The 14,264-nt window shown below is 57.7% G+C and carries 18 protein-coding genes; 11 read left to right on the plus strand and 7 right to left on the minus strand.

Annotated elements, in window-relative coordinates; genetic code table 11:
* Position 1 precedes the first annotated feature (1 nt).
* Entirely contained in the window at positions 2-202 is a 201-nt protein-coding gene (locus ACR0M9_RS08515; RefSeq protein WP_209598657.1) for an argininosuccinate lyase, read from the minus strand.
* Positions 199-1,587 (minus strand): argininosuccinate lyase, encoded by a 1,389-nt coding sequence (gene argH, locus ACR0M9_RS08520; protein ID WP_480773340.1) that lies wholly within the window; start codon positions 1,585-1,587, stop codon positions 199-201. The genes ACR0M9_RS08515 and argH overlap by 4 nt, the downstream gene beginning before the upstream one ends.
* 21 nt (positions 1,588-1,608) lie before the next feature.
* Between argH and ACR0M9_RS08525 the strand changes: the two genes are divergently transcribed.
* The 10 genes from ACR0M9_RS08525 (at position 1,609) to yddG (ending at position 9,445) form a co-directional block, all read left to right on the plus strand.
* A complete protein-coding gene (locus ACR0M9_RS08525) occupies positions 1,609-2,175 on the plus strand; it encodes a TlpA disulfide reductase family protein (protein WP_480558787.1) in 567 nt (188 codons plus the stop codon).
* A 73-nt stretch (positions 2,176-2,248) separates the two neighbouring features.
* Positions 2,249-2,374, plus strand: coding sequence for a hypothetical protein (locus ACR0M9_RS08530; RefSeq protein ID WP_480558785.1), 126 nt, complete (start codon positions 2,249-2,251; stop codon positions 2,372-2,374).
* Positions 2,375-2,488: 114 nt separating this feature from the next.
* Positions 2,489-2,875, plus strand: coding sequence for a hypothetical protein (locus ACR0M9_RS08535; RefSeq protein ID WP_480558783.1), 387 nt, complete (start codon positions 2,489-2,491; stop codon positions 2,873-2,875).
* Entirely contained in the window at positions 2,872-3,843 is a 972-nt protein-coding gene (locus ACR0M9_RS08540; protein ID WP_480558781.1) for a sterol desaturase family protein, read from the plus strand. Before ACR0M9_RS08535 ends, ACR0M9_RS08540 begins: the two co-directional genes overlap by 4 nt.
* Positions 3,844-3,933: 90 nt before the next feature.
* Entirely contained in the window at positions 3,934-4,122 is a 189-nt protein-coding gene (locus tag ACR0M9_RS08545) for a hypothetical protein (protein WP_480585514.1), read from the plus strand.
* Between the two features lie 104 nt (positions 4,123-4,226).
* Positions 4,227-5,060, plus strand: a complete 834-nt coding sequence (locus tag ACR0M9_RS08550) for an EAL domain-containing protein (protein WP_480773341.1) — start codon at positions 4,227-4,229, stop codon at positions 5,058-5,060.
* Positions 5,061-5,250: 190 nt separating this feature from the next.
* Positions 5,251-6,426 (plus strand): acetyl-CoA C-acetyltransferase, encoded by a 1,176-nt coding sequence (locus ACR0M9_RS08555; RefSeq protein ID WP_209598663.1) that lies wholly within the window; start codon positions 5,251-5,253, stop codon positions 6,424-6,426.
* Positions 6,427-6,613: 187 nt separating this feature from the next.
* The gene (phbB, locus tag ACR0M9_RS08560; RefSeq protein WP_480773342.1) at positions 6,614-7,336 is read left to right on the plus strand and encodes an acetoacetyl-CoA reductase; all 723 of its coding nucleotides are present in this window, start codon (positions 6,614-6,616) and stop codon (positions 7,334-7,336) included.
* Between the two features lie 298 nt (positions 7,337-7,634).
* Positions 7,635-8,582, plus strand: a complete 948-nt coding sequence (locus tag ACR0M9_RS08565; protein WP_480773343.1) for a transcriptional regulator GcvA — start codon at positions 7,635-7,637, stop codon at positions 8,580-8,582.
* Positions 8,579-9,445, plus strand: a complete 867-nt coding sequence (gene yddG / locus ACR0M9_RS08570; RefSeq protein ID WP_209598665.1) for an aromatic amino acid exporter YddG — start codon at positions 8,579-8,581, stop codon at positions 9,443-9,445. Before ACR0M9_RS08565 ends, yddG begins: the two co-directional genes overlap by 4 nt.
* Here the strand turns inward: yddG and ACR0M9_RS08575 are convergent.
* From ACR0M9_RS08575 to ACR0M9_RS08585, 3 genes are all read right to left on the minus strand, one after another.
* On the minus strand, positions 9,442-9,606 hold the full coding sequence (locus tag ACR0M9_RS08575) for a YdcH family protein (protein WP_083445267.1): 165 nt from the start codon (positions 9,604-9,606) through the stop codon (positions 9,442-9,444). The two genes, yddG and ACR0M9_RS08575, sit on opposite strands and share 4 nt — an antisense overlap.
* 131 nt (positions 9,607-9,737) lie before the next feature.
* Positions 9,738-10,502, minus strand: a complete 765-nt coding sequence (locus ACR0M9_RS08580) for a tRNA1(Val) (adenine(37)-N6)-methyltransferase (protein ID WP_480773344.1) — start codon at positions 10,500-10,502, stop codon at positions 9,738-9,740.
* A complete protein-coding gene (locus tag ACR0M9_RS08585) occupies positions 10,499-10,714 on the minus strand; it encodes a putative signal transducing protein (RefSeq protein ID WP_050604033.1) in 216 nt (71 codons plus the stop codon). The genes ACR0M9_RS08580 and ACR0M9_RS08585 overlap by 4 nt, the downstream gene beginning before the upstream one ends.
* Before the next feature lie 56 nt (positions 10,715-10,770).
* Here ACR0M9_RS08585 and ACR0M9_RS08590 point away from each other — a divergent pair, with 56 nt between their 5' ends.
* The gene (locus ACR0M9_RS08590; RefSeq protein ID WP_267363260.1) at positions 10,771-11,769 is read left to right on the plus strand and encodes a polyprenyl synthetase family protein; all 999 of its coding nucleotides are present in this window, start codon (positions 10,771-10,773) and stop codon (positions 11,767-11,769) included.
* Here ACR0M9_RS08590 and ACR0M9_RS08595 read toward each other — a convergent pair.
* Both ACR0M9_RS08595 and ACR0M9_RS08600 read right to left on the minus strand, forming a co-directional pair.
* Entirely contained in the window at positions 11,762-12,583 is an 822-nt protein-coding gene (locus tag ACR0M9_RS08595; protein WP_480773345.1) for a 4-(cytidine 5'-diphospho)-2-C-methyl-D-erythritol kinase, read from the minus strand. The genes ACR0M9_RS08590 and ACR0M9_RS08595 overlap by 8 nt on opposite strands.
* A complete protein-coding gene (locus ACR0M9_RS08600) occupies positions 12,573-14,243 on the minus strand; it encodes a tetratricopeptide repeat protein (RefSeq protein WP_480773399.1) in 1,671 nt (556 codons plus the stop codon). Before ACR0M9_RS08600 ends, ACR0M9_RS08595 begins: the two co-directional genes overlap by 11 nt.
* Positions 14,244-14,264 lie beyond the last annotated feature (21 nt).

The raw sequence follows: 14,264 nt of genomic DNA on the forward strand, positions 1-14,264 counted from the left end.
ATTAGAATCCAAGATAAATGCCCAGCGGTCCGCGGCTTAGGCCGACACCCCCACCAACATACGCGCCGCTTGATCCAACCCCGATTGTGGCACTGACCGTGGGCTGAGGGGCAATTGGTTGCTCAGGCTCGCCATCAGCCCCGCACCCGGCCAACACCAGGCCGGAAACCGAAATCAGGATCGCACGTAGCGCGGTTGTCATACCATTGCCTTCCATCGTTCGATCTGGGCCCGCACCTGATCGGGGGCGGTACCGCCGTAGGACTGGCGCGAGTTTACCGAATTGTCGACGCCAAGGACAGAGTAGACGTCACCCGAGATTTCACCATGAACCGATTGCATTTCGTCCAGAGTCAGATCGGGCAGGTCACACCCCTTGCCCTCGGCCATGGCCACCAGCGATCCGGTGACGTGATGCGCATCCCGGAACGGCAGGCCTAGCACCCGCACCAGCCAGTCGGCTAGATCGGTTGCAGTCGAGAAACCTGAACCCGCAGCAGCAGCAAGGCTGTCGCGATTGGCGGTCATGTCCTTGACCATACCTTCCATCGCCGCCAGAGCCAGCATCCAGTTGTCGGCGGCATCAAAGACCTGTTCCTTGTCTTCCTGCATGTCCTTTGAATAGGCCAGCGGCAGGCCCTTCATCACCATCATCAACGCGGTATTGGCCCCATAGATGCGCCCAACCTTGGCGCGGATCAGTTCCGCCGCATCCGGGTTCTTTTTCTGCGGCATGATCGACGAGCCGGTGGAAAACCGGTCGGAAAGGGACACGAAACGGAACTGGGCCGAAGACCAGATCACCAGTTCTTCGGCAAAACGCGACAGGTGCACGGCGCAGATCGACGCGGTCGACAGGAATTCTAGTGCAAAGTCGCGATCGCTGACAGCATCCAGCGAGTTGGCGGTGGGGCGGTCAAAGCCCAGCGCCTGTGCCGTCATGTGGCGGTCGATGGGGAACGAGGTTCCGGCCAGCGCCGCAGCACCCAGCGGGGATTCGTTCATGCGCGCGCGCGCATCGCGGACGCGGGACAGGTCGCGGCCAAACATCTCGACATAGGCCATCATATGATGGCCCCAAGTTACGGGTTGCGCCGTTTGCAGATGGGTAAAGCCCGGCATGACCCAATCGGCGCCTGCTTCGGCCTGCGCCAAAAGCGCGCGGATCAGGGCCAGAATACCGGACTCCGCCGCATCAAACTGATCCCGGACCCACAGTTTGAAATCCGTCGCCACCTGATCGTTACGCGAACGCCCTGTGTGCAAACGGCCTGCCGGCTCGCCAATGATCTCTTTCAGCCGCGCCTCGACATTCATGTGAATGTCTTCCAACGCTGTTGAGAACTGAAACGTGCCGCTCTGGATTTCTGACAAAACGGTGAGCAGCCCTTCCCGAATGGCCTGCGCATCACTATCACTTATTACGCCTGTGGCAGCCAACATGGCCGCATGGGCGCGCGAGCCTGCGATGTCCTGGGCTGCCATCCGCTGATCGAACCCGATCGAGGCGTTGATCGCCTCCATGATCGCGTCTGGACCGGCGGCAAAGCGGCCGCCCCACATCTGGTTCGAGGATTGATCGGTCATGTAAGAAAACCCGGAGTTGATATGCGCCTATTTCGTTTGATCCCCCTTTATATGGCCCTTGCGCTAGGTGCAAATGCCGCTTTGGCAACCGATGCCGCGACACTGGGCCCCTTACGGGAAGGCAGTCTGAAGCGCCTTATCCTGCATGAAGAACCCAAACCGGCAAAAGTGATCGAGTTTCAGCTGGAAGATGACGGGGGTGTCGGCACGCTGGCCGATTATGAGGGCAAGTATGTTCTGCTGAACTTCTGGGCCACCTGGTGCGCCCCCTGCCGCAAAGAAATGCCTCAGATCGCCGAGTTGCAGGACGAGTTCGGGGGGGACAAGTTTCAGGTTCTGACCCTTGCCACAGGCCGCAACTCACCAGCAGGGATCAAGAAGTTCTTCGAAGAAAATGGCATATCCAACCTGCCGCGTCACCAGGACCTCAGCTCGGCTGCCGCGCGCGAATTCGGTATCATCGCATTGCCCATCACGGTCATTCTGAATCCCGAAGGTCAGGAAATCGCGCGGTTGATCGGCGACGCCGAATGGAATTCGGACAGCGCGAAGGCGATCGTGTCGACGCTTGTTGGCGCAGAAAGCTGAGGAAATAGCCTTATAGTCAGCGAGTTCAGTGAATCGCGATATCCTTCGGGCATTCAACCCGGAGGATATTTTTATGAAATCAATTGAAGGAATTGCCGCGATGGCGGGTGATTTCTGGATAGCCGCTGATGCTGCTACCGCCAAAGATGTACGCAAGAAGGGAAAGGGAGATCCAGTAACCTACGCGATCTCCGACTAGTATTCCTGCTTCTCGAATGGCTGCGATCAGAGCCTTGATTTTGCAACACAGCTGACGTCACGCCACCTTTGACAGTTTCCATCCTCCTTTGCACTCTGCGCTCAGGAGGATGGAATGCCGCTGGAAATTCTATTGGTGTTGGTCGTTGGAGGCATAGCCGGGATTACGGTATTGTTGCATCTGACAGGCAAGTCGCGGTTGCACGTGCTGACGCCAGACACGGCGCCACGCCAGTGGCTGCGGCATTTCCCTGAAGACACGGTGATCGACGTGACAATCGCCCATGACGGTCACGCGGCGCTGGTAAGAACCCAGAACGGGGCTGGGTTGATCTGGTCCTTCGGCGCCGACACAGTAGCGCGGCATCTCCAGGACTTCGACTGGTTTGAGACCGCCAATGGCATCGAAGTTCGGTTTCACGACTTCAGCACCCCGCGCGCGACTCTTCACCTTGACCAGACCGAACGCCAGCACTGGCAACACTTGATGAGGCCCGCATGACAGACCAGGTAAGCTTTCCCGATGCGGTGCAATGGGCCGTCCCGTTTTTCATCGCTGCTATTCTGGCAGAATTCCTGTGGATCGCAGTCAAAGGCAAAGGCGGGCGGTATGAAACGCGCGATGCTGTAACCTCGCTGATCATGGGGGCCGGGAACATCGCGTCGGGCTTTTTGCTGGGCTTTATTGCCTATGCGTTTTTCATGTGGCTGTGGCAGATCACTCCTTTGGACCTGGGCACGTCAATTCCCATTATCATTCTGTGCTTTGTCCTGGATGATCTTCGCTATTACTGGGTACACCGTTTTGGGCATCGCATTCGCTGGGTCTGGGCCAGCCATGTCAACCACCACAGTTCACAGCACTACAATCTGACCACAGCTCTGCGGCAGACTTGGACCTATACCTTTACGTTCATGATGGTCGTTCGCGCGCCGCTGATCCTGCTGGGTTTCCATCCGGCCATGGTTCTGTTCGTCGGTGGATTGAACCTGATCTATCAGTTCTGGATTCACACCGAGGCCATCGGCAAGATGCCCCGATGGTTCGAAGCGGTCATGAATACCCCCAGCCATCATCGCGCGCATCACGGCCGGAACGCACGGTATCTGGATTGCAATTACGCCGGAGTTTTCATCATCTGGGACAAGATGTTCGGGACATTTGTGCCTGAACAGGAAAACGATCGGGTCGATTACGGGCTGGTTCACAATATCGGCACCTTCAACCCTTTGCGCGTTGCGTTTCACGAATGGGTCGGCATCTGGCACGACGCCACGCAGCCCGGCCTGACACTACGGCAACGTCTGGCCTATTGTTTCGCGCCTCCGGGGTACAGCCACGACGGCAGCCGCGACAACTCGGAACAGATAAAAGCCAAGCACCTGGCTCGCCATCCCGAGGACCGGGGAACGCCCGGTTTTGAGCAGGTCGACAAGATCCTGCCCAAAGGACAGGCAGAACAGGCCTGATACAGCCGTCAGGCCCCGCTAGACTTGAACTCCGGTCTTTGCACGCCATATCAGTGATTGAATGTGGCGCATAGATGAGCGAGGGGCGGCATGAAACGTTTGGCAACCATTTCAACCTTCGTGGGGTTGTTTGGCCTGTTGCTGGCCATGCTTGCCGCGCTCGGCAGCTTTGTTGGCACTCTGATCGCATTGGGTTTTGTCCTGATGATTCTGGGTGCGACAGGAGCCCTTCTCGGAGCCGCGGCGTCGCTGGCCCGTGCCGGGCACTCCGCGCGCTGAAAACCGCAATAAGCAACTTCATCTGACGCTTTAACCGCAGATTCATCTGTTTGCCCCGAAACTGTGTCAAAACACCTGTTCCGGACACACGGGAATCTGCGCCTATGGGAAACAAAAAGCTCACCAATCTTCCCGAAGGGTTGGACACCCCTTTGAATGCAGCAGTGTCAACACGGGATCGTTCGGTGGTTCAGATGGCAACCGATGCTGTGAAGCACAAGCAATGTCGGTTGGCCTTTCAGCCGGTTGTTCAGGCGCACCCGCCGCATGACATCGCGTTTTACGAAGGCTTCATTCGTGTATTGGATGAAACAGGGCGCGTTATCCCCGCGCGCGAGTTCATGCCACAGGTTGAAAACACTCCGATCGGACGTGATCTCGACTGCGTCGCGTTGGAACTTGGTCTGCGCACGTTGGTGAACAACCCCCAGATCCGCCTGTCGATCAACATGTCCGCCCGCTCGATCGGTTATTCCAACTGGTCCGGTATACTGGACCGGTTTCTGAAACGGGATCCGCAACTGGGCGAACGGCTGATCCTAGAAATCTCCGAAAGTTCTGCTATGCAGGTGCCGGAATTGGTGGTCGACTTCATGGACCGCCTACAGGATCGCGGCATCGCCTTTGCGCTGGACGACTTTGGTGCCAGCAACTTCAGTTTCCGCCACTTTCGCGAGTTTCTGTTCGACGCCGCCAAGATCGACGGTCAGTTTATCAGGGGCATCAGCAACAGCCCCGACAACCAGGCTTTGGTGCGGGCCCTGATTGCCGTAGCGCGTGAGTTTGAAATTCTGGTCACTGCCGAATCGGTCGAAACTCAGAAGGATGCGGCATTTTTGCTTGAATTTGGCGTGGATTGCATGCAGGGCTTTTTGTTTGGCGCGCCCAGTGTTTCGCCCCAGTGGAAACAGGAAAAAATTTCAAAAACAGCAAGTTGACCCGTGGGTGATCGACATTTTTCCGCCATTTCCCAAGCTGAGACAAGCTGCCCGTTGCTGCAAGTGCAGCATTACGCTATTGCAGAAGTACTTGAGCGGGGGATAACGGGGCGCTCTTGTTTCGAGAGGGAAACTCTCGGCCTGCGCCGTCAGACATTCCGCCAGACAATGACGGTAAAGGACTGATCATATGACCAACGTAGTAATCGCATCCGCCGCACGAACAGGTGTCGGCAGCTTTAGTGGTTCGTTTGCGAACACCCCCGCACATGATCTGGGCGCGGCCGTCCTGGAAGCAGTTGTTGAGCGCGCCGGGATTGAAAAAGGCGAAGTCAGCGAAACCATCTTGGGTCAGGTGCTGACTGCGGCTCAGGGGCAGAACCCGGCTCGGCAGGCGCATATCAACGCTGGTTTGCCGCAAGAAAGTGCCGCCTGGGGCATCAACCAGGTTTGCGGCTCAGGCCTGCGTGCGGTCGCATTGGGCGCTCAGCACATCCAACTCGGCGATGCCGACATCGTCGCCGCTGGTGGCCAAGAGAACATGACCCTGTCGCCCCACGCAGCTGCCCTGCGCGCCGGTCACAAGATGGGCGATATGAAGTATATCGACACCATGATCCGCGATGGTCTGTGGGATGCCTTCAACGGTTATCACATGGGTCAGACGGCGGAAAATGTTGCCGAGAAATGGCAGATCAGCCGCGACATGCAGGATGAATTCGCTGTTGCTTCGCAGAACAAGGCCGAGGCGGCGCAAAAAGCTGGCAAATTTGTCGACGAAATCGTGCCCTTCACCATCAAGACCCGCAAGGGTGACATCGTGATGGACAAGGACGAATACATCCGCCACGGCGCTACAATGGAAGCCATGGCAAAGCTGCGCCCCGCCTTTACCAAGGACGGATCGGTCACTGCTGCAAACGCTTCGGGCCTGAACGACGGCGCGGCCGCAACCCTGCTGATGTCAGCTCAAAACGCAGAGAAGCGCGGAATCGAACCTTTGGCGCGCATCGCGTCCTACGCAACTGCCGGGCTGGACCCGTCGATCATGGGCGTTGGCCCGATCTACGCTTCGCGCAAGGCATTGGAAAAAGCGGGTTGGTCCGTCGACGATCTGGACCTGGTTGAAGCCAACGAAGCCTTTGCCGCGCAGGCCTGCGCAGTGAACAAAGACATGGGCTGGGATCCGTCGATTGTGAACGTGAACGGCGGCGCAATTGCCATCGGCCACCCAATCGGCGCATCAGGTTGCCGCGTTCTGAACACGCTGCTGTTCGAAATGAAGCGCCGCGACGCAAAGAAAGGTCTGGCCACCTTGTGCATCGGCGGCGGCATGGGTGTCGCCCTGTGTGTGGAGCGCGACTAAGTGCGCCAATAACCAAATAGAAAAGGGCGTCCATGGGACGCCCTTTTTTGTTACACTGGGGTCGTACCCCTTAGATGCGACGATATTGCCATCCGAAATAAACACCTTAATGACGAAACAATATTGCGCACAAACATCTCTCAAAGTAACAGCATTACCAAGGCGACTAAAATTGGAGGAGTCCTAAATGGCACGTACAGCACTCGTTACCGGCGGTTCCCGCGGCATTGGCGCAGCAATTTCCAAGGCGCTCAAAGCCGAAGGATACAACGTTGCGGCCACCTATGCAGGGAATGACGAAGCCGCCGCGAAATTCACCGAAGAAACCGGCATCAAGACCTACAAGTGGAACGTCGCCGATTATGACGAATCCAAAGCGGGCATCGAAAAGGTCGAGGCCGAGGTTGGCCCCATCGATGTCGTTGTCGCCAACGCAGGCATCACCCGTGATGCACCTTTCCACAAAATGACACCCGATCAGTGGAAAGACGTGATCGACACCAACCTGACCGGCGTATTCAACACTGTGCACCCTGTCTGGCCCGGCATGCGCGAGCGCAAATTTGGCCGTGTCATCGTCATCAGCTCGATCAACGGCCAGAAAGGTCAGTTCGCTCAGGTGAACTATGCTGCGACCAAGGCGGGCGATCTGGGCATCGTTAAATCTCTGGCGCAGGAAGGCGCGCGGGCAGGCATCACGGCCAACGCGATCTGCCCCGGTTATATTGCAACCGAGATGGTGATGGCGGTGCCCGAAAAGGTACGCGAATCGATTATTGGCCAGATCCCCGCCGGTCGTCTGGGCGAACCAGAAGAGATTGCACGCTGCGTGACCTTCCTGGCCTCGGACGAATCTCAGTTCATCAACGGCTCGACCATCTCGGCCAACGGCGCCCAGTTCTTCGTCTGATCTGCAATCAGAATTGTGAAAACGGGCCGGTCCATTAGGGCCGGCCCATCCTTATCCCGTAAGATCGCGCGCGCTGCGATCAGCGGGAACCCAATACCCAATTCCACATCTGCCGGACCACCTTGCCACGCTCTTCATGAGCGCGCAGGATCGCCACTTGGGCGGCGGGATTTGTTGTCATCTCGATCATGGCAGCCGCCTTTCAATTCAGTTTTGCTTGACCTGATGTGAATATGAAGGTCACCTAAAGCCGTGACAAACGAAGTTTCCTGAACCTTCAGTTAAGAATTTCTTGGCTATGAGTGATTATCTGCCCCCACTTACCGCGCTTCGGGCTTTTGATGCCGCGGCCCGGCACATGTCCTTCGCGAAAGCGGCGGAAGAGCTGCACGTGACGCCAGCGGCCCTGTCCTTTCAGATCAAATCGCTTGAGGAGCATCTGGGCCGCCCTCTGTTCCGCCGTCTGAACCGCGCTGTGGAACTGACCGATGCGGGCCGCGCCCTGGCCCCCGGCGCGGCAGAAGGCTTTGCCACCTTGCAAGCCGCGTGGCGTGCCGTACGCAGGCAGGAGGATGACACCGGACTGACCGTCACCGCAGGTCCGGCGCTGACCGCAAAGTGGCTGGCGCCTCGCCTTTACGAGTTTGCCCGTGCGCATCCGGAAATCGATCTGAAATTCTCGGCCACGTTGCGCAACATGGATCTGGAGCGGGACGATGTGGACGTCGCCATCCGGTTCGGGAACTCGGCCGATGACGGGCTGTATTCCGTTCCTGTCAGAAAGGAATGGCTGACCCCGGTCATGACCCCGGAGCTGGCAGAACAATTCACCACGCCAGACAGCCTGCGCAACGCACCGTTGATCCATGACGATTCGATCAACTTTCTGACCCCACCCTGCGACTGGCCTGCCTGGTTCCGCGCTGTGGGTATCGATTTCACCCCCACTCATGGGGCGCATTTTTCCAACGCAGATCACGCGATTGACGCCGCTGTCGCCGGTGTTGGTGTCGCCCTTGGACGGCGCGCCATGATCCTCAAGGACTTGACCGAGGGTCGGCTGGTTGCCCCCTTCAAGGTCGCGCTGGAAACACAGGGCCGGTTCCGGTTCCTGTGCCTTCCGGGGGCCGAGAAACGTCCTCAGATCGCAGCCTTTCGGGATTGGTTCCTGACCGAGATTGAAAAGACCGCGCATATTTCGGATGAGTTCGACATTATTCCGATCGAAGAGGTTTCCGGATCATGACCAAAACGCGCGCAACAGCCATCGGCTTTGGGGCCGTACTATTATGGGCTTTGCTGGCACTTTTGACCGTCGGCTCTGCACCCACACCACCTTTGCTGTTGAACACGATTTGCTTTTCGATTGGTGGGGCGCTTGGGTTGATCTGGACAGCAGCAACCGGTGGGTTTAGCGGGTTGAAACAAGTCCCCTGGACGACCTACCTGTTCGGTTCATTGGGTCTGTTCGGGTACCACGCATTGTATTTTTCGGCCCTGCGTATGGCCCCTGCGGCCGAGGCCGGACTTATTGCCTATCTCTGGCCCCTTCTTATCGTTCTGTTTTCCGGCCTGCTGCCGGGCGAACGGCTTCGCGCTGGTCATCTGGTTGGGGCATGCCTTGGCTTTGCTGGGGCTGCTTTGATCATCACCGGAGGCGGAAGCGCCGGTTTTCAGGCGCAACATCTACCCGGGTATGCATTGGCCTTGCTTTGCGCCCTGACATGGTCAGGCTATTCGGTTCTGTCGCGCAAATTGGGGGGTACACCGACCAGTTCGGTTGCGGTCTTTTGTCTGATGGCTGCGTTGGCTTCGGGTCTGCTGCATCTGGCTATAGAAGACGCCGTGCTGCCTAACACGACACTGGGGTGGGTTTCTGTACTGGCGCTTGGCCTCGGGCCCGTTGGACTGGCCTTTTATATCTGGGATATCGGGGTAAAGCAGGGCGATATTCAAATGCTCGGAACCTCATCTTACGCGGCCCCGTTATTGTCGACACTTGCTTTGGTGATGGCCGGGATCGCTGCCCCATCTTGGGGGCTGGCGATCGCGGCCTTTCTGATTACCGGTGGGGCCTTGATCGCGGCCCGATCCAGTTTGAAATCTTAAGCAGACAGTCGCTCGATCTCTTCCTTCAGCTTGAGCTTCTGTTTCTTCAGCTGGGCGATGTGGAGATCATCGATGCCTGGCGAGCGTTGGGCTTGTTCTACTTCTAGACCGAGAGATTCGTGCTTTTTCTTCAGTTCTGTCAGATGTGCGCTCACGCTCATTGCGATCCTCCTTTTATACGTGTCTGAATGTCACGTAAGAAGTTGATCACATCGTTTCCACCCTGTCACGCTGCAGACGCACAGAATCTAAAACAAATCCGACAAAATCGGCTGGACATTGCCGGTCGTCGTCAAAACCCGGGCAGGGCAGCGGCCTTCCGGAGCACGGCCGAAACTGCATCCGTATAGCTTTCGCCGTCTTTTTCGTGACGTTCACCCGTGTGCACAATCAAAGGTGGGTGGAGGCGAAATGCCGCACGCCCTCCTTTGCGGGCGCGCAGAATGATCAGCTCAGCCTCTCGCCCTGTCCGTGGGCTTAGCGGCAACAACTCTACCGATCCCAGAAACCCCTGGCACGCTGCCAGCATGTCGGGCAGTCGATCGGCTTTCTGGATCATGTGCAGGTACCCTTTTGGCGCAAGGCGTCTGGCAGCCACTGCAACCCAGTCGGCCAACTGGGTGTCTTCGCTCAGGGCCACACTTCGTCCCGCATCCTTTGCAGGGCTGTGCGCCCCCGCCCGATAATAGGGCGGATTCGCAATGACGTGATCGAACTGGCGCTGCCGAAACGCCTCAGGCAAAGCGGTCAGATCAGCTTGGACAACTTCCAGCTCTATCCGGTTGATTTCCGCATTTCTGCGGGCCAATTCCGCATAGGCAGGCTGTAGCTCGATACCTGTCAGATGCAGACCGGGCACTCGGGAGGACAAGCAAAGAATGGCAGCCCCTGCGCCGCACCCCAGCTCCAACACGGACTGACCTGCGCTGGCCGGAACGGATGCGGCAAGCAATACCGGGTCGACCCCGGCACGATAACCCGACTGAGGTTGCAGCAATCGAACCCTGCCCCCCAAGAAATCATTGCAGCTGAGTTCACTATCGGAAAACCGGGTCATCGGCCCAGCGGAATTTCATTGTCGCGCATCACACGTTCGGCACGGGTCAGGTCTTCGGCGCGAACCATCAGTCGGCGGGGAAAGATTCCGATCCCACCTTCGAGGATGCTCATATTTACGTCCATCTGAAAGCAGTCTATATCCTCGCCTTCAAGGAGAGCGGATGCAAAGGCCAGGATCGTCGGATCGGTACTGCGCAATAGTTCTTTCATGGGGATGGATGTAAGGGCAAGGCGGGGCGGAAGTCGAGCCTTGTATCAGGAGAATGATGACCGTCGGCATGATCTCAAAACCGCATGAGCGCCTCGCTGATATATTGGCGGGTGAAATGGAGGCTGTGAATACGTTGATCCGCACCCGGATGGCGTCGGACCATGCCCCACGTATCCCCGAAGTGACCCAGCATCTGGTCGAGGCGGGCGGAAAGCGCCTGCGGCCGATGCTGACATTGGCAGCGGCGCGGCTCTTTGGCTATTCGGGCGAGCACCATGTACGCCTTGCTGCCACGGTCGAGTTCATCCATACCGCTACCCTTCTGCACGACGACGTTGTGGATGAGAGCGCGCAGCGGCGCGGACGCCCGACCGCAAATCTACTTTGGGACAATAAATCCAGTGTGCTGGTCGGTGATTACCTGTTTTCTCGCAGCTTCCAATTGATGGTCGAAACGGGTTCGCTGCGGGTTCTGGATATCTTGGCCAATGCCTCAGCAACCATCGCCGAAGGCGAGGTGCTGCAAATGACCGCAGCAACCGACCTGCGGACAGATGAAAGCGTTTACCTACAGGTCGTGCGCGGCAAGACGGCAGCTTTGTTTTCAGCTGCGACCGAGGTGGGCGGCGTGATCGCCGGTGCATCGGAAGAACAGATCAAGGCCCTGTTCGATTATGGTGACGCATTGGGGATCGCATTCCAGATTGCAGACGACCTGCTGGATTATCAAGGGGACAGCAAGACAACCGGCAAGAATGTGGGCGATGATTTCCGCGAACGAAAGCTGACCCTGCCTGTCATCAAGGCTGTTGCACAGGCCACGCCCGAAGAACGCGCTTTCTGGGAGCGTACGATCGAAAAAGGCCGCCAACAGGACGGTGATCTGGATCATGCGCTGGGTTTGATGGACAAATACGCAACGCTGGAAAAAACCCGGCAGGACGCTTTGGGCTGGGCGAATAAGGCAAAGGCATCTTTGGATGTTCTGCCCGATCATGAAATTCGCAGCCTGCTGCGCGAACTGGCCGATTACGTGGTCTCGCGCCTTAGTTAAGCTGCGTCGCACGGCACCACCAGTCAGGATGCGCCGCACCGATCTCATAGGCCGCGAAATGCGCGTCTTTCATTGTGGGATATAGGGCAAAACAGGTTGATCCTGACCCCGACATACGCGTCACAAGGACACGACTGGTCATGTTCAACTCGTCCAGAACCTGCTCGATCTCACGTGCAACGACCATGGCAGGTACCTGCAAGTCATTGCGTTGACCACGCAACCACAGGGCACAGGCTTCAGCGTCTTCAAAATCAGGGACCAGCTCAGGCATCGGCGGATTGTCTCGGGACGCCAGCGCGTTGAAAACGGCTCCTGTCGGCACCGGCACATTCGGGTTGACCAACAGTGCGGGTAGGTTCGGAAGGTTTACCGCCGCCAAACGATCGCCAATGCCTTGCATTCTGATCGCCCGGTTTTCGAGACAAACGGGCACATCTGCCCCCAGTGACAACGGCAGGTCAGGCGGGATGTCACGGCCCAGACCGCCCAGCATATTCAGCGTGGCGGCCGCATCCGATGACCCACCCCCAATACCTGCTCCGTGGGGCAGAGATTTGGTTAGGTCGATATGCCCGGTCCAACCGACACCTTCGGCCGCTTTCCAGACCAGGTTACGGCTGTCCATGGGCACGCCTTCAGCAAACTCCCCACTCACGTCCATAGTCAGCTCGGGGCCGGGTGTGAATGTCAACTGATCGCCGAGATCAGCAAAAACCACTAACGAATCCAACAGGTGATAACCGTCCTTACGACGTCCGGTCACATGCAGGGTCAGGTTGATCTTGGCGGGCGCAAACGCCTTAATTTCCATTTGCGACTTTCAAAGGTTCCGCACCTTCTTCGGCCAGAACGGCACTTAGTCCGACCTCGATCTTGCGTCGAATGCGATCTGGGTCAGCCTCGCCATCTGTGTCTTCGGGGTCAACAAAGGACAGCGCCCGCTTCCATTGGAACTCGGCCTCGCGCGCACGTCCAACAGCCCAATAGACATCCCCCAGATGATCATTGACGACCGGATCAACAGGCATCAGCTCGACCGCGCGCTCCATATGCTCGACCGCTTCTTCGTAACGACCCAGACGGAACAGAACCCAACCCAGACTGTCCACGATGTAGCCGCTATCCGGGCGGGCTTCGACCGCGCGTTGGATCATGTCCAGCGCTTCATCCAGCTTTTCTTTCCGTTCTACCAAAGAATAGCCCAAGTAGTTCAGCACCTGCGGCTGATCCGGATTCAACTCCAGCGCCCGGCGGAAATCGGTTTCAGCCTGATCCCATTGCTTCAGCCGCTCGTGGCTTATGCCGCGCGCGTAGTGCAGGAACCAATTCCCACCTGCCTGACTGTCCGTCAAAGCAATCGCAGTGTCATAAGAGGCAACCGCAGCCGCATAGTTTTCCTGACGACGCTGAAGATCTGCCAGAGAAACATGCACGCTGGGCAAATCAGGGTTTTGCAGCGCCAGGTTTTGCAGAACTTCGATGGCCGCATCGGTTTTTCCGGATTTATCCAGGATTTCGGCCCGTCCAAGTTCTGCGGCATGGTGGTCATTGCTGCCTGCCGGGACCATACGATAGGCGGCAACAGCCAGATCATACTGTTGCAGCTTGTCCAGCAATTCCGCGCTCAGCAGAATGGCGTCCACGTGGTCAGGGCGCAGAAAGCTCGCCAGTCGCGCGTAAAGCAGGACGTAGTCAGCCGAAGCCTCGCTGTTCAATGCGGCACCAACGGTAAAGAATATTTCCGCCATGCCATCCAGCGCAGAGCCCGCATGGGTGAACGGAAGCGTCTCGCCCGCGGTCAATTGGCCGGTATAGGCTTCAATGGTCGGATCGCTACCGGAAACAAACACATCGTCCAGAAATCGAATGGCGTCTTCGTTGCGATCCAGCTGTGACAGCACCTCTGTACGGGCCAGCGCGGCCCGACGCGAGAACCGCGCAACCGCGTCGTTATTATCCGCAAATATCACCTCGGCACCTTCGAAATCGCCGATAGAGGCCAATGCCATGGCTTTGTGATACAGCGCAAATTCCCTGAGGCCTTCCTGCGTGGCCACGGCATCGAACTGCTCCATGGCCTTTGTCATTTCACCTTGCCCCAGATGGGCCCATGCGATCATCAGTCCATCAACTAAAGGACCGATCCCCTGCGTTTCAGGGTCACGCGCCAGAAGTTCGTCAAACTTGCCGTCAGCAATCAAATTGGCCGAAATCGCCATGCGCGCGGCCTGACTGGGAAGGTTGGCTTCCTCGATCTGCTTTGCAACAGGCAAAGCACGGGCAATTTCCCCCAGCGCAAGGCGGGCGACAACAACGCTTTCCAAGAGCAGCGCGTTTTCCGGATCAAACCTGAGAGCCTGGGCGTAGTATCTTTCCGCCGCAGAATAGTCGCTTTCGTAGATCGCCTGACGCCCGGCCAGATATGAACCGGCACCCGAATCCGAATAGGCCGGAACTGCGACCGACGACATGAGCAGCACGGACAATGCCGC

Source organism: Ruegeria sp. CH2, assembly GCF_056537065.1.